The sequence below is a fragment of the Methanobrevibacter oralis genome (assembly GCF_001639275.1).
In the GTDB taxonomy this organism is placed as follows: Archaea; Methanobacteriota; Methanobacteria; order Methanobacteriales; family Methanobacteriaceae; genus Methanocatella; species Methanocatella oralis.
Window position 1 is genome coordinate 1 of the sequence record NZ_LWMU01000044.1, and the last position, 17983, is coordinate 17983.

Consider the following 17983-nt stretch of genomic DNA (forward strand, 5'->3'; position numbering starts at 1 on the left):
ATATTATACAACCGAAAATCAGTTAATTAACTTATTTAAAGATAAATTTTATGAAATTATTGGCTTCAAATCATTTTATGAAAATTGGCTAAACCTATATGGTAAAAATTTTTAGAGAAAAACTATATATTCCCATTACCATTATAAATGACAGCAACAGAATAATTACCTGAATCTAAACCACTAATATTGAAATAAGCATGACCGTTAACTACATTAACTGTGTAATTAACACCATTAATAGTAACTATCACATCATCAGTCAAATTATTGCCATTAACATCACACAAAGTAATATTAGCTTCTAAAGTAGTATTATAAAAACCATTTTCAACATTAACACTAACTAAAGAACGTATTTTTGTTTTATAAATCAAAACATCTAATAAATTATCATAGAAATATAAATTATAATAATTTAGATTATTATTAACAGTAGTATTTCTTGAATTTGGTGCAGTGTTATTTTGTACTATAAATTCATCTAAAATAGCATTCACATTATCTCTTAAATTCACATTTATTGGAGATAATTTTCCTAAATCAAACGGGCCACTAGTATTTAATTTTAAATCTACATAATAATGTAATTCATCACCAATCGTTAAAGTGCTGTTCATTACATCACATTTTAATAATACTTGGAAAAAATTATCCATTGTATAATTATTACTAGAATTAATTAAATCTGTAAAATTAGGATTATTACATCCCCAAAAATTATAAGATAAATCTACATTACCAGAATAAATAAATACTGTGCTGTTTGTGTTATTTGCAAAATTTCTGTAAAATATTCCGTAAGAACAATTTAAATTACCATCCACAAATATTGCACCACCATATTCATTAGCTGTATTATTAATAAAATCACCTTGAATAACCATATTCCCAGAATTATACAAAGCACCACCATATTTAAAAGCAGTATTATTAATAAAATCACCTTGAATAACCATATTCCCAGAATTATACAAAGCACCACCATAATCAGCAATATTATTAGTAAAATTACCTACAATACTACAATTCCCAGCATTAAACAAAGCACCACCATAATCAGCAATATTATTAGTAAAATTACCTACAATACTACAATTCCCAGCATTAAACAAAGCACCACCATAATCAGCAATATTATTAGTAAAATTACCTTTAACATTTATATAACCTTTATTAGCAATACCAAACCGTTCCGCTGTATTATTCATAAAATTACCAATAATTGTTGTATTACTTCCAATTTCATTAATAAACAGACTAAACATCATTCCAGCTGTATTATTAATAAAATCACCTATCATAGTAGCATTAGTTTTAGAAATATAGCCAACACCACCATTCCATGTTACATTGTTTCTTATAAAATTACCTTTAATTGACAAATTACATCTTTCAATATAAATTGCCCCATAATGTCCAGCAACATTACCTATAAAATCACCAATAACATTCACATTACAACTATCGGCACATATAGCGCCAACAGAATTAGTAATTGCAGTGTTATTAATAAAATCACCATTGATAGTAATATAACCTCCATTACTATAGATTGCACCATAACTATAAAAAGCAGTGTTATTAATAAAATCACCGTCAATAGTAATATTACCTCCATCATTATAGATTGCACCAGCAAAATTGTCTACATAATTATTGATAAAATCACCATTTACATAAACAATACCAGAGTTATAAATAGCTCCACCATCATGAGCATGTCCATTTTTTAATATAACATTATTTAAAACAAGATTTCCAGTATTGGTTACATTAAATATTCTTGATTTATCATTTCCATCTAAAAAACCATTAGATATATTAATATTTTTTTTAATAATAATCCCATTTTTTAAACTAGAATCCGTAGCATTATTATATTTAACAGTAGCTCCACCTAAATCGACAGAATCGTTCAAATCTATTTGGTTTTTCAACCATGTAAAATCATGTTCATTTCTATTATCCATGATTTTTTCACTAGAATTCAAATCTAAAGCTGAAACAGCACTTATTGATATGAATAAGCAAATGAATACTATGAAAAAGATACTAATATATTTTATTTTCATAACTTACCTCCTTTAAGTTATAATTAATATTAAGATTTATAGAATATATATAATTTGTCTCCCATTTTTAATAGAATTGTATCAATTAAATAAACAAAAAATATTATAATAAGCAAAATACTATAAATTATTTAAATAAATAATTATAAAATTAGAAAAAATAATGAAAAGTATAAATTTTATTATTAATTTAAAACAACATGACATATAAAACAATAAAATTTATAATATTTTATAATTTTTATTATAAAAAATGATGTAAATTGCATCAACAATAATACTTAAAACTATTCCATGAGTAGCACCATTTTCATAGTTATCATTTATTATTCCAATCAAAATCATGATTAAATAGTTAATATCTAGAATAAACAAATGAATAAATTATAATAATATTTATATTAAAATGTTTTCACTAGAATTAGTTTTTTTATAAAAAATTATTTATTCTTTTAGGATTGTCCCAATGTTTTTATATAACTAATATAAACTTTTGACATATCTTGAACATTTAAAAAAAAATCATTTAATTGTATAAAATGATTATTAAAACAGAACAAAGGTATTTAATCGAAATTAATACCTGTTATTCTTAATCCACCATAATGGGATTTATATTTAATATTTAATCCAATTAGCAATGGAGTAATTTTTTCAATAATTCTAGCTTTTTCTAAAATACCACAATCAATTGTTTTAACACCAGGTATTTTATTAATAATATCAGTAGCTACTTTTTTAGAGTCTACATCATCACCTGCAATTAAACAATCACAATCAATTTCCTCTGGAATATTTGATAAGTGAGAGTTTGAAATATTACAAAATGCACAAATTACTTTTGCTCCAGTTCCTTCCAATATCTTTGCAGTTCTCTCAGCAGCAGATCCTTCCATTAAATCAATGAATCTAAAAGGTTTCCCACCAACAGCTGTTTCAAGAGGAACAGTTGCATCCATTACTATTTTATCTTTACAGAACTCTTTAATTCCTTCTAATGTTGGCTTTTGTGCGGTTAATGGTACTGTAATAATCAATACATCACCTTCACGAGCTGCATCCTCATTTGCCATTCCACACATATTAGACAAATCATAGTCAGCTAATTCTTCTTTTGCTTTAGCAACAATATCTAAAGCTTTTTTTTCTTTTCTTGAGCCTATAATAACATCTACACCAGCAATAGCTAAACGTTCACCAATTCCAAGACCTTGTGGTCCGGTCCCACCAATTACACTTACAATCATTTTAAAACACCTACTTTATTTTTTTATATAAAATTCCACCAACAAAAAACATATACTGTGGTAATTTACCATTTTCAGCATATACTACCTTAGAATCAAAGAAATCTTCAATGGTTCTATCTATATTCGCTCCTAATGACTCAGGAGAATATCTCATTTTAACGGGCATTTTACATGGCATGCCAAATTCTCTTGTACACCTCATACATAAATTACAACGTCCTAAATATAATCCAATTGAATCTTCATCTTCTTGGGAATAAATATCATTCATTAATCTTCCTTTAATACGCTCAATTCTAGTTAAAACCAAATCTAATTGAGGCGGAGTGAAAGTTTGTGACAACTCTTCTTCATCAAATTCAACTTTAAAAGCAATAATTTTAAATCTTTCATAAGTTTTCCAATATTCCTCAATATCGAAATCAAATGGGGGACAACTCCAATTTAGCTCATAATTTTCACATTCTTCGCAGAGTTTATGAAATTTACCAATATCCACATATTCATCAAAATATTCATTAACGTCAACATCAGCCATGAGTTTAGTTATCCCTTTCATGTTTATAAATTTATTATGAAACTTTATAAAATTTTCTAAATCAAAGAACAATATTTATTTAATTAAAATAAGCCCTATTTCTTTTGAGATAATAATTAATAAAAAGAAATGCAAATAGTGAGCTTAATGTCATTCCAACAACTAAATCAGAATAAATTCCATATCTAACCATTTAAGAATAAAACCAGATAGTATTGCAAAGAAAATTTCTGCAATAAAAAATCTAATTATTGTAAATGCAAGTAAACTTATACATTTTTCCATTCCTAGAATTATTATTAAACATCATAAACAAACTACTTATGATAACTGGAACTGATAAATACTCAAATTACTTTTAGGATGATTTACAATTAAATCAATGACTTCATTCATTTAAGATCTCATGATTTTTTGATTAGGATTTAAAAATTCATCTAAAAAGATTAAAAATTTCAAATCAAAATTTAATTCTTCTAAGTTCATAATTTCATAAGTTTCAACAATGCTTTTAGTAAGGTTTTTACCTACTTTTATTAATGAAATATGATTTTTTGTAAAGACATAGTCAATAAATCCAATAGCTGTTTTAAACTCCCGTTCAATGTTTAAAACTAAAAAATCATCTTTAGTATAACATTTATCAACACCATACTTCTTTATAAAATTTTCACATGCTTTTTTATAAAATATTTTAGGTCCATAATGGATTTTAACATTATTTAATTGACTAACAAGCATTTCAAAAATTAATATTGCATAAGTCTTTTCATCAGTAAAATAATCAGCCTTAAATACTAAAAATTCCTCTCTATTTAATTTTTCTGCTAAGGAGTCTGTTGTTTTTTTAAGTTGAGGATGTAAAGTATCAAGAGGAATCTCAGGAATTTCAAACTTAATAGCTATTATTTGTGAATTTCTGCTTTTAAATTCATCTAAAACAGATTGTTTTGAAATATTTTTAACATATGGATAAAAATAATCTTTTTTATTATCTGAAGCTAAATAATTACGTGCAGACTGAATAAATTCTGCCATTTTATCTAATCTTAAAGCTGCTCCGACATTACGATTCATATCTGTTGGATCTATTACAATTAATGGATCGTTAAATAAATTAGAAGTATTATAATTTTTCAAATCAATTACATGCCCAAATTTCCACATACTTGCTTTTTTTAAGCATTCCTCAAAAGTTCCATATTTAATGATCAATAATTCACATAAGTAGCCTGCAAATCCTCCTACTTTAAATTCTGACCCATAAGTTCCAGTCATGTCCATGAATCTCTTTAAGAGTAGAACTTCATCTTTTTGACTTTCAGATAAATTATTTTTAACAAATTTAGTATGTAAAATAGTTCTATCTACTGCTGTTTTTAATTGGCTTCCATCATCAATTTCATAACATGGGACAAAATCAACTTCATAACCATCAATAGCACAGGTAACATAAGGATGAGATGCATAGTGTTCAATAGCTACTCCATTAAAGTAATCATTACATTTATGGCCTAAGTAAAGACCTGTTTTTTTAAGATATGCTTCATCAGTACCTAATGGAAAAGATATAAAAATATCAATATCAGATTTTCCCCTAAGGTAAGTTCCTTTAGCTAGAGAACCAACTAATGTTGTTTTAGCGTTAATATTTTCTTTTAAACAACATTCATCAATAAAATTGCTTAGTTTTGAATAGATTGCATTAACTGCATCGTTTTCCTCTTTAGTAGGCCTAATATTATCTAAAATAAAATTATAATCCATAGAATCACAAAATAAATTCTTTTATATCTTCATAAATCGGACCTTTAGGGGTTAATGTGCTTTTTTTGAGGGTGATTTTTTTTACAGACATAGAAGCAATTTCAACATCATTTAACGATTCTATTGTTGATTTGACTATTGATTTTTCTTTAGCTGATTTCATACGCCCAATTGTTAAATGGGATGAGAATTTTTTGTCTCTATCAAAGCCCAATTTTGCAAATTCATCATCTAGTCGGTCATGTAATTCTTTAATAACTTTATCGTCTTCAATTCCTACCCAAATAACATTAATATGATTGATATTTGGAAAAGCACCACATCCTTTAATATTAATATTAAAAGGTGAAAAATCCTCTAAAGCACTAGTTATTTTCTCAGTTAAAGGGCTAATTCCATCTAAATCAATGTCCCCAAAGAATTTTAAGGTTAAATGCATATTAAGTAAATCTACAAACTTGATATTTGCATCTATTTTTTTAAATTCTTTTAATATTTCATTTAATTTAGGTTTTATTTTGTCATCTATATCAATAGCTAAAAAAGCTCTAATTTCAGGCATCAAATCACTCATTGTTCAATAATTGTCTCATCAATAGCTATCCCAAAATGACGTGCATTGCTTTCAATATATACTTTAACTTTATCACCTATTTTCACATTAGCTACTGATAATGGGTTATTATTTGCATCAACTATTCTAATTGTTTCTGCGTTTTGAAGGATAGTTCTAATGATTGTTCCTTCATATTTTGCTTCAATTAAGATTAATGGTCTTCTCTCAATTTTGCTTCTTCCTACATATGCAGTTCTTGTTTCACCTTTTGTATTTACAATTAATACTTCATCTCCAGCAACAAGTTCTGATAAATATCTTGTTTTATTTTGAGGACACATTACATATGCTTGAACCGGACCTGCATTTACTCTAAATGGTCTTGAAGCTACATATTCGCTTTTTAATGATTCTGAATGAATTAAAAACATTGCTTTAGAATAAGAACCAACAAGCATTCCTTCACCTGACCTCATCATATCAGTTGTATCTACACATACCCTATCTCCACTTCCAAGTGATTTTACATTTGTTATGGTTGCTTCTTTTAGTTCATATTTAATTTTTGATGCTTCAATAACTTCTTGAGCTATTTTTTTAGTTTTATTAAAATCATTTGCTTCAAATATTACTCCATCAGTCCCATGTTCTAATGTTTCAAGTGCTACTTTTGCTCCATTTAAATCCAATACTTCTGCTATAATATTTACATCTTCTTTTTGTAAATCTGCAATAATATTTTCAAGAGGAATAATAGTCCAATCAGTTCCAACAAGTATTATATAATCAACAACACGACCTAATTTAACAGCTAATTGTTCATGAGCTTTATCTATAATTTTAACATAAGCACAAACAGTTTTTCCTTCACTTTTTGCTTTTTTAGCTTCAATTAAATCTTTAGATTCACTATCTTGTTTTAATTTTAAAGATCCATCTCCTTCACTATTAATACCTACAAGATATATATCTGCATCATCATTATTAGCAATTATATTAACATTACCTAATTTTCTAATTTTATCATGGTCGTTAAAATCAAGAACATAATTAATACCTGATTCTAATGCAGTGGTAATCATTTCTTTTCTATTATCCCACTCTTCATTAGGAGTTTTAATCCAAGCAAATTTGTTTTGCAAGAAATCACCTTATTTTAAAAATTCTAATGCTTCATCAACATCTAAATCATGATGAACAACTTCTGAAATTGCTCTTGTAATTTTTCCTGGATTTTCAGCTTGGAAAAGATTACGTCCAAATGCAACACCTGCACCACCAACACTTAAAGAATCTTTAACCATTTCTAATAATTCTTCATCAGTTTCTACCTTAGGACCTCCAGCAATTACAACTGGAACAAGAGCTCCTTCAACGACTTCCCTAAATGAATCTGGATCTCCAGTATAATTGGTTTTTACAATGTCGACTCCTAATTCAGAACCTACACGTGCAGCATGTTTTACAAATTCCACATCATTTTCATCATCAACCTTTTGTCCACGAGGGTACATCATAGCTAAAAGTGGAATTCCCCAGAAATCACATGTTTCTGAGATTTCACCTAATTCCTTTAACATTTGACTTTCTGTTTCACTACCTAAATTCACATGAACAGAAACAGCATCTGCACCTAATTGAATGGCTTTTTCAACAGTAGTTACAGTTACTTTATCATTTGGATCTGGTGCAAGGGAAGTACTAGCAGATAAATGCACAATAAGACCTAAATCTTCACCATATCCTCTGTGACCTTGTTGTACTATTCCCTTATGCATTAAAATTGCATCTGCTCCACCTTGAGAAATACTTTCAACAGTTTCATCCATATTTATTATTCCTTTAATAGGACCACTTGAAACACCATGATCCATAGGAGCGATTACAGTTCTACCAGTATTTCTGTTAATGATTCTTTCTAAACGAATCTTTTTTCCTATCATTATAATTATCCTCATTAAAACCTATGAATTATATTTTTCTTATTAAGAGTATATAATATTAATGTATATTGAAAAATGAATAAAAATCAGTCCGAAAATTTAAAAAAAATAAAAAACTAATAAAATTTTTAAAAAAAAATAGATAATTTTCAATTAGCTTTAATCTATTTTATCTAAGACTGCATCGACCAAAACTTCTAAATTGGATAAATACTCCTCATACCATCGACGCCTAATTTTAGATACAAAATAAGCTACTGCTCCAGCACCAATACCTACAACAGTAGTGTCAAAAGCAACAATTATCGCATTAGCTAATGTATTTACATCGCCAGCACCTAAAGCAGCCAAACCTGGACCCATTGGAATTAACGTTCCCATTAAACCTAAAGTAGGTCCAATACGAGTAACAACGTCTGTTCTTTCAATTGATTTGTTGAAAATATTTTCTTCATTTTCAATTAATTTACGAGATAATGAAATTCTTGCATTTTTAGTTAAACTGCCTGCTCTTATGACCTTCATTAAAACCATTTTTTGAGATTTAGGAATTTTAACAGTTTTTATAATATTACTTACTTCATCTAAATCTTTTGCATTTGTAATTTTAAAAACCAATTTTTCAATTAAATCCATTGAAACTTTCATGCGTGAAGTATACTCTGATATAAAGCCTCCTAAGGCCAATATTACAAATACTGCAAATATTAATAAAAATATAATTACTGGGATTTGCAAACCCTGTGAGATTGCATTTAAAGCTGAAGATAAAAATTCACTTCCTGAAATTGTCGTAACCATGATATCACCTAATATAAATGACTGTTTCTTTTTGAATAAATTAAACCTATTATTAATAACACTACAAACACAACAACAAGTACAATTAAAGTATTAATTGATGATATTGTCATTGGATCCATTGTATTTGAAAGCATTTCTGCAATATTTGGAAGAAATAGTGAAGATAATAAGAAATATATCCCTAAAAAGAACATAAAATTACCTAAAACAATTGGATAAGGTTTATTTATTAATTTTACAAAATAATTTGATGCAAAATAAGTTACAATAATCGTTATAACCAATGCTGCTGCAACATAAACACTTAAATTAATTGCTCCAAGACCAACCGTTGGAGCAACAAGTAAAATACTTATAATAATTGAACCAAAACAACATGGACACGGTGCAACAATTGCCATACAAGTTGCTGCTGAGGTATTTCTTTCATGAACTTTATATTCCCTAATTGTAAAAATACCTGCTAAAATCATTATAACCGCCATGATTAAAAAAAATTCAAAATTATGAGCATAAATAAATTCTGTAATTTCATTTGTAAAATATGAGGAAATCCAAGCTAAAACTAAAACTCCCCCTCCATAACCAACAGATACCACTGCTAAATATTTTTTAGAGAAATTAGCTAGCCCTGTTGCAAGACCTAATTTCACACCAAATATCAATACTGCAGCAAGTATTCCTAACTGCCATAATGCACTAATAACATCCATATAATTCCTCCTTTCATATAAGCTTTCAAAACAATATTTTATTTACTCTTTTCAAAGCTTAAATAAATAAAAAAAATGTTGAAACAATATTCAACATTTTTATAACTCATCAAAAATTGAATCGAAGTCAAACTCAAACTCCTCATCAGAATTTTCATTATTAGACCTTCCTCTAATATAACCAACCCCAATGATTAATACTAAGCATAAAACTCCTAATACTGCTAAAATTGATAGACCAGTTTCAGAAGCTGATTTTGAAACAACTGGATTTAGTTCACTAGCTTTTTTACCATCTTGTGACTCACTACCATCATCTCCAACACTTGCACCATTAGATGCTGCTGAATCAGATGCTACATCAACACCAACGCCTAAATTAGAATTAGATATATCACCTGAACCAGAATTTTGTTTATCACTAGAAGATGCATGATTTGATTTGTAAGTAGTTGTTGCATTAGAACCATCTTGTGGATTAGGAGTTGATGGATCCTTTGGATTATTTGTATTAGGATTTGTTGGATTTGTTGAAGCATTTAAAAATACTGGATTTTTAGTAGCTTCATAAAGTTTTGGTAGCAATTTTGCAAGCATATCAGGATTAACATAATTTATAGCCCACTGCATCATTGCAATATTACCACAACTACAATCACAACATGCAACTCCATTTTGAACAGTTGCTTGAGCCCAAGTATTTGCAATATCTCTTATTGTAGCTTCATCTGTTTTCCAATATCCTTCTGATATTGCAGTTAACATTGTTCCACTCATGGAAATAAGAGAATAAGCATTGTTTCCTGATTGCAGCCATTTTTTAACGCCTAAACCATATTTATCCTTATAGTAAGTATCATAAATCTTATTCCACAAATCATTGGGTACTGCTGAAGGTCTTGTAACTTGCCAACCAAACAAATTGGTTACAAATTTATTTGAAATATAACGAGCTCCACTATACCCTTCTTTCATCATACCTTTAATCCATTCTGGATTATCATATCTTGCGGATATTTCTTTATTCAATACATTTTCAAGTGATGCAATATAAGGATTTGAAGTATCAGCATACATCAACACGTTCATTTTAGGAGTTTTACCAGATATATTAGCTACTGTCATTGAAAGACCTCCCCAATAATCAAAGAAGTCATCATTATCTAAGACACCATATTGATTGGTGTTGCGACTAACAACAATTGTATCTGCATTAGATAGTGCTCTTAAAAATACTAAAGGATTTGTATCTCCCCAATAATTTCTAGAATACATATTACCCATTCTTCCTAAATAGAAATTAGCTAATTCATCAGTATTATTCCATGTCCATGACATAGATACTAATTTAGATATTCCAGCACCATAATCTCCATTTGGAGGTGCAAATATACGAGTAATTGCACATTCACCTGCATAGCTTTCATTATAACCTATACTTAAATAAAATAAACAATCTTCAATCCAATGTTTTGCAACATAATTATATTTTAAAGGCTCAGAAGATGCTCCTTGATAGTTGATTCCTTCCATTACATATGTTAAAGCATTTTTAAGTTTAGAACCATATTCACTATTCATTAAAGTTGAATTTTTAATAATAGATAAATATGACCTAGCTAATGTCATTCTATAAGCATTATCTAAAAGAATAGCCTGATAAGAAAACAAATCTCTAAATAAACCACTTGTAACTACAGATACATCAATCCTTCTATGTGCCCATCCAACAGGTCTTACCAAATCATTTAAAGGAACAACTTCAGGAAAAGCTTCTACTTTCATACCAGTTACATATCCCTCATCATCAACACCTGCAGATGATGAATTATGCCATTTTGGTTTCATACCAAGTAAATATAAAACAACAGATACTAAAGTACCATTATCTCTTGCAGTTTCAACACACCAGATACCCATGATTATTTTTTCTGTTTCATCATCAAGATCACTTAATGTTAATAATGCAAGAATCTTTGCATAATTATATGCGGCCATAGTTGGAAGCTCAGCAGATTGATCTTGAAACATATTATCTCCAGTTGGAAGAATACTTGGTGTAGCTATTAAATCTCCACCACCACCAACTTGAATATACTTACCATTTAAACCATTGATAAAAGAATTTAACTCACTTGAAATACTTTCATCAATTAGATTAATATAAAATTTAGCAAGATTAAGGCAAGCAAACAACTCGGCAGAATCTATATCTAACACTCGATATATAACACTGGCATCAGCATAAACTAAAGCTTTACAAATATCATGTGATTTATTTAAAATAAATTCCCTCTCTAATGGAGATAAGTCAATATAATTTTTTGAGTAATAATGATTTGAAAGAGCTTTAAAAAGATTTGTTCTTCCTGCATTATTATCCATGTCAAAATCATGTGAAATCATAGCTGAAACGGTATTTGCAACATCCTCATCATTCCAAGGTTCTCCTATTGCATGAAGACCCAATGGATGAAGAGTATTCTGTATATCCTTAAGGAATGTAATTGTACCTTTAATTACATCATCATTACTTAAATTATTAAATTTATTTAAAGATAAACCAAAAGCAGGATAATATAAGTTTTTAATAATCAAATCTCTTAAATCATTGGCTAAAACTTCTTTTAATGCCTCATTAAATGTGTTTTCATACTCATTCACAATATTTGCTGCAACAGTTAAATTGCCATATAAGTGAGTGTAGGCCATGGGTGAAGTTAAATGAGAAATCAACACTGCAAAACCTCTTCTTTTCGCCTGAAGTGCTTCTCCTAAACCATCAGTAATATAGAAATATAACTGTGGAACATCCCCAACAACAATAGAACCATAATCATTGTAAGAAAGTAAAATTTCTTTACCAGGTAACCATTCATGAGTTCCATGTCTTCCAACAAAAACCATTGCATTTGAATAATATTTTTGCATATAATAAAATGCTGCTAAGTATTGATGAGTAGGTGCAACGGCTGTACAATGATAAAGATTTTCAATATCAGCTTCCCATCCTCTTTGAGGTTCGGGGGCTACAAATATATTACCAAAAGTTAAACCTGGAATAACAAAATAGTTTTCACCATCCTTATTAACCGTCATAACATTACCTGGTGCTTCTCCCCAACCATTTAATCCTGAAATATTAAGTGATTTAAATTCATCATAATGCCCTAAAAAGACATCGTAATCCTTTTTTAGTCCACTGTTTACATATTTTTTTAAACTATCTACAATATTTTTTAAAACATTAACGCCACTTGCAGTTTTATTTTCAGGTAAAAGTGCAACTATTTGATTGTACCAGTCATCAATTGATTTTCCAATAGTTAAAGTATAATTAAGCTCAACAGCTCTTTTTGTAAGCTCTGCAATATATGCAACAGGCCCTTCAGATACTTGTAATTTAACAATGTCATCTAAAGAGTTATACCAATTTACATATTCATTAACTGGTAAAAGAGTTATGCCCGGTTGATTAGCTAGTTTTTCAAGCTCCCCTGGAGCCCAATTAGCTACATTAATACCGCATCTAATCATCATATCCTCTAATGTTGATACATTAGTTGGTAATTCCCCAACATTATAACCAGCACTTTTTAAAGTATAAAGTAAATTGTAAATACTTACTATTGAATCTAAATAACTTGAACCAATATTTTGTTTACCTGGAGGGTAATTATAGTATACAATTGATAAAACTTTCTCATCATTACTTAAATATCTTAAATCAACCCAAGAATCAATCCTGTCAGTTAATAAATCAATATTTTTCATAAATGGAAGAAAATCATTAACACATGCCCCAGTATAATTAGATATTAAATTATAAATTCCTCCAACAAATGTTGCATCAAAAATACCTTGTGTTTCGGCAATTGTTACATGCCACCATTTATCACTCATTGTTGTAGTTAGTCCAGAAGAACCTAACTCCCAATTTTCATTAGAAACATAATCTGAGTGAACTGCTCTAAAAACAGGAACGCCTGCTTTTTCAAAGAAATGTGTAGTGTTTGCAAAGAATTCACCTCCAACACCATAAGCAACCATCGACACAATTGCATCAACATAAATATCATAATTACTTGAATTTTTTAAAAATGCATTAATATTTGGGGCATTTGTAAAAGAGTCTACCATTACAGTTAATTGTTCTTTTTTACCCCCTGCAGCAAAAACTGGAATAATATTATAACCTTTAGATTCAAGTGAATCAATTATAGCATAACAAGTATTTAATTGATGAGATCTAATGTACATAGTACTTTCTAATATTCCAATTGTACGATTCTTTGATGGATCAAAAAATTTAGCAATATATTCCTCTAAAGAATACCAGTCATCACGATAAATACCATATTCACGATCATTTGTGTAATCTGGCTCTTCATAACTAATATCCACACCTAAAATATTCAATATATATAATATTTGATTTTTTAAATTATCTTTATTATGAACATCTTTATAAAGAACTAATTTATTGAATATTGGATTAAATCTTACACCATCACCATTTGTTAAGAAATCATAGATTAAATCATATGAATTTCCACGTTTAGTGATAGTAAAATAGTTAATTAATTCATTATTAGTAAAACCATCGAATATTCTTACATTAGCTATCGTATTATTTCTGATTAAACCAATAGATGTTGAAGTAGATGATATTTTACCTGAAGGAGGTTCAAGAATTAAAAATAATTCTTTTTTAGACAAATTAGGATATTTTACAAGAAGACTAGTTAAAACAGAATCAACATCCGTACTAACCCATTCCCCAATAAAAGCATCTGATTGATTAACTAATCCATATAATTCGCCTTCAGACATGATTTTAACTTGATTACCGCTCCTAACAATTAAATTAACATTATTCAAACCACTATCAATTAACTCACGAGAAGCAGCATCAAGGATATTAGTTCCTGGAGAATCACTAACTAAAAATATTGTTTTAGGTTTAGGATTATGACTACTAACTACACCAGTATTATCATTTAAAGTTAAATCACAATTAGAGTTATCACATCTTTCAATTTCAGAAATTTCAAAATCGTTCTTTGTAATATTTGTTTCATTTAAATCTTCAGCAAATGTTGTAGATATTGAAAATGATACTACAAATATCAAAAAAATCAAAAATATTGATAATTTCCTATTTTTTAATTTTCGCATTTAATTAATCTCCCAATTAATTAAGATAATAAATTCAAAAATTGAATAATATTACCTAATTACCTATTTAATTAAAATAATTAATAAATATATTTAAAGTATTACTAAACAAAAATATATTAAAAAAAAGTATTACTGTATAAAAAAATAATAGAAGTTAAATAACTTCTATTTTCTAATTTTAATTGTATTTTTAATAGTTGATTTACCATAAATGGATTTTATTATGTATTTACCAACTTTTAAGTTTTTAATTTTTAGAGTAGCTATTCCTTTATTATTGGTTTTTACTTTATAGGTTTTACCTTTGATTTTAAAAGTAATTTTTTTACCTTTAACAACTTTACCTTTAGAATTAACTAATTTAGCAGAAAACATAGTTACTTTTGATTTTTTCTTTGATATGTTTTTAGCTGTTAAGACTGGTTTTACCTTAATACTATTTTTAACACTTAATTTTTCATAAGTAGCTTTGATTTTATAGGTTCCTGGCTTTAAATCGACTTTAAACTTAGCATATCCGTTTTTATCTGTTTTAACATTTTTTGATATTTTACCAATAGTAAATTTAACAAATTTATTTGAAAGAACTTTTCCATCATCTCCAAATAGTCTTACTTGATAATATTTACCAGCACCAAAATACATTGAAATATCTTTATTGTTTGTTAATTTAGCTAGTGATTTAACAATAATATTATTTACAATACTTTGAGGATTATAATTAATTGAACCATCATAAGAAACTTCAATAATATATCTACCAACTTTAAAGTCTTTTAGATTTAATATAACTTTTCCATCACTATCAGTAGTAAAGTTTGAAGATATGCCATTAACTAAAATTGAAATAACTTTATTAACCAATGGAGTACCATTAGAATCCTTCAATGTAACAGAATATACTTTGTTTTCACCACAATTCATAGTAATATCATCAGCTATTAATGAAGTGTTTATTTTAGGAGCAATTGTTAAAACAATCATTTGTTGTAATGCTAAGATAGTGCCTCTTGTTGAAATAAAACTAACTTTGTTAGTTGAATCAATAATATCAGTCACATCCCCAATGAAACATTTAGTTGTTTTAGAGCTGCTTCCATTCCAAACATTTTCATAAAATCTGCCATTAAATTTTAAACTTCCTTTATTTTTATTTGCACAACTAGCAAATGCATACCACATTGCTTTTTCAAAATTAACATCTGCAATACTAATTACATTTGTAGAATTTACAGGTCTTTTTGCAACATTACCTATATTGTATGCAAGTAAATCAGCACCATTTCCAATTGAAATTAATTTTAAAGTATTACTATTGGTTAAGTTATAAAGTGTAATTAAAGTGGATGGATAAAATGCAGTCAAACCAGAAGATTTATTTAAAACAAGAGTATTATTACCAACATTAATCAAATCTGTAACATTATAAATAATAATACCATAACGGAATTGACCCCATACACCAAGATTTGATTGATCACGATAACGGCCAACAAAACGATCATTAATATCAACATTATTAAATGTTAAATTAAATGCTGGAAAACCATCATTGGTGTCAATTGGTGTTTTATCCCAATTATATGAAATATATAAGAATACATCAGTAATTGTGGCATTTTCAGGCAAGTGTAAATTAAATATTGTATTTCCACCCTCAGAAATACCATCAAAATAAGAACCATTAATGTTTATATTAACATCACCTGTAATCAGTTTATTAAAACTAAATTCTAAACCTCCCCCAGGATAAGCCAAGTCTTTACCTAAATACCCATTATATAAAACAGGAACTTTAATGGAACCGTAACCAATTAAAATACCATTTTCATAAATATTTACTGTATAATTGACTTTTGTATTATTAGCACCGTTAACAGTTGTCTCATTAATTGGGCGAATTGTAGGATCAACAATGGTCACACTAGACATATTACTATACAAATCAACTTCATTAGTTGCAACAACTTTACCATCAACTAATAATTCAATAGTATAACTACCATTTTTATTAACATCAATATTAGCAGTAATGGTATTATTAACACCAGCATAACAAGCTCCATCACCACCAGTATATTCGGTAGCCACTTCGGAAACAATAACACCATTATTTTTTTCAAGAGTTAACAAAGATAAAACATTTTTTAAAGATGCACCATATCCTCCAACACCTGCTTTATAAAAAACTATTGAATCTTGACCTGGAATATACATATCAGAAGCATCCCATTCATGATATTTATAATACGGCCCACTTACAACATCACCAATTAAAACTTCATTATTGAACTTATATGTTGCATCAGTACTTGAAAGAATAACATTTCTTAAAATAGCTTTATTGAATTTGTTTTCAATATTACTTGTGGCAAAAGATGTGGTTAAATTATTTTTTGTATATGTTTGGCCTGAATTAATCCAATAATGAATAACATCAGAGTCACCATCATCATAAGCAATAATTAATGCCAACCATTTAATTCTACCATCAAAATCATAATCATCAAGTTCAGAGGTGTCTAATTCAAATTTTAATGAAGTGCCATTAAAATTTTTTAACATATCAGTTAAATTATAGTACATTTCATAATCAGAGTACACCTTTGTTGTATGATTATTAATTATATAAACAGTACCATCAGTACTACCGCTATTAGAAATTAAATCTTCACTAAAAAGCAATTCACCATTGAACTTAATATCTGCATGTGCCCCATAATTAGATTGAGCACTACCCGAATAGACATTTGCATATAAATTTGCTGATACAATTTTTGCATTAGATGGAACATCATATGTAATTTCAGAGTGTTCAGTCCAGCTATGTTGGTCAATTAACACAACACCACCAGAAACCGAACCCGAATCTATGGTTTTCATATTGTTATTGTTATTACCACTTAAAATTTCAGATGAATCATCTAAATCAGACGAAAGAGTATCATTAATAGAATCATTAGCAGATACACAGCCTATTGAAAGTACAATAATGAAACTTAAACAAATTATATATATAATCGATTTATTCTTCATTTAATCATCCTTTTAATTAGTATGCCTTATTTAATTAATTTTATTCAAGAAAAATTAAATGTGTTGAATAAAAATAAGAATAATAAAACACCTAATATATAATTTATACTATAATACTAA

General features: G+C 28.0%; 12 protein-coding genes. All 12 read right to left on the reverse strand.

The window, feature by feature from the left end; all coding sequences use genetic code 11:
* Nucleotides 1–122: 122 nt before the first annotated feature.
* The 12 genes from MBORA_RS01540 to MBORA_RS01590 all read right to left on the reverse strand — a co-directional run bounded on the left by MBORA_RS01540 (nt 123) and on the right by MBORA_RS01590 (nt 17863).
* Nucleotides 123–2075 carry an Ig-like domain-containing protein gene (locus MBORA_RS01540; protein ID WP_063720137.1) on the reverse strand — a complete coding sequence of 651 codons (1953 nt, stop codon included), beginning with the start codon at nt 2073–2075 and terminating at the stop codon, nt 123–125.
* Nucleotides 2076–2297: 222 nt separating this feature from the next.
* Entirely contained in the window at nt 2298–2420 is a 123-nt protein-coding gene (locus tag MBORA_RS11280) for a hypothetical protein (protein ID WP_261795650.1), read from the reverse strand.
* Between the two features lie 221 nt (nt 2421–2641).
* Entirely contained in the window at nt 2642–3322 is a 681-nt protein-coding gene (npdG, locus tag MBORA_RS01545) for an NADPH-dependent F420 reductase (RefSeq protein ID WP_063720138.1), read from the reverse strand.
* A 10-nt stretch (nt 3323–3332) separates the two neighbouring features.
* The gene (locus MBORA_RS01550) at nt 3333–3884 is read right to left on the reverse strand and encodes a DUF2284 domain-containing protein (RefSeq protein WP_063720139.1); all 552 of its coding nucleotides are present in this window, start codon (nt 3882–3884) and stop codon (nt 3333–3335) included.
* Nucleotides 3885–4259: 375 nt separating this feature from the next.
* A complete protein-coding gene (gene cca, locus MBORA_RS01555) occupies nt 4260–5630 on the reverse strand; it encodes a CCA tRNA nucleotidyltransferase (protein ID WP_042694394.1) in 1371 nt (456 codons plus the stop codon).
* A gap of 4 nt (nt 5631–5634) precedes the next feature.
* Complete coding sequence (gene thpR / locus MBORA_RS01560; protein WP_052331854.1) at nt 5635–6192, reverse strand: RNA 2',3'-cyclic phosphodiesterase; 558 nt, start codon at nt 6190–6192, stop codon at nt 5635–5637.
* Between the two features lie 8 nt (nt 6193–6200).
* Nucleotides 6201–7328, reverse strand: a complete 1128-nt coding sequence (locus MBORA_RS01565) for a 3-dehydroquinate synthase II (protein ID WP_081738409.1) — start codon at nt 7326–7328, stop codon at nt 6201–6203.
* A gap of 9 nt (nt 7329–7337) precedes the next feature.
* Nucleotides 7338–8132, reverse strand: a complete 795-nt coding sequence (locus MBORA_RS01570; protein ID WP_081738412.1) for a 2-amino-3,7-dideoxy-D-threo-hept-6-ulosonate synthase — start codon at nt 8130–8132, stop codon at nt 7338–7340.
* 156 nt (nt 8133–8288) lie between these two features.
* Nucleotides 8289–8930, reverse strand: a complete 642-nt coding sequence (locus MBORA_RS01575; protein WP_042694390.1) for a MotA/TolQ/ExbB proton channel family protein — start codon at nt 8928–8930, stop codon at nt 8289–8291.
* 8 nt (nt 8931–8938) lie between these two features.
* Complete coding sequence (locus MBORA_RS01580; RefSeq protein ID WP_042694388.1) at nt 8939–9646, reverse strand: DUF2162 domain-containing protein; 708 nt, start codon at nt 9644–9646, stop codon at nt 8939–8941.
* 99 nt (nt 9647–9745) lie between these two features.
* Nucleotides 9746–14824 (reverse strand): cobaltochelatase subunit CobN, encoded by a 5079-nt coding sequence (locus MBORA_RS01585; RefSeq protein ID WP_063720140.1) that lies wholly within the window; start codon nt 14822–14824, stop codon nt 9746–9748.
* A 168-nt stretch (nt 14825–14992) separates the two neighbouring features.
* Nucleotides 14993–17863 (reverse strand): DUF3344 domain-containing protein, encoded by a 2871-nt coding sequence (locus MBORA_RS01590; protein ID WP_063720141.1) that lies wholly within the window; start codon nt 17861–17863, stop codon nt 14993–14995.
* Between the last annotated feature and the right edge of the window lie 120 nt (nt 17864–17983).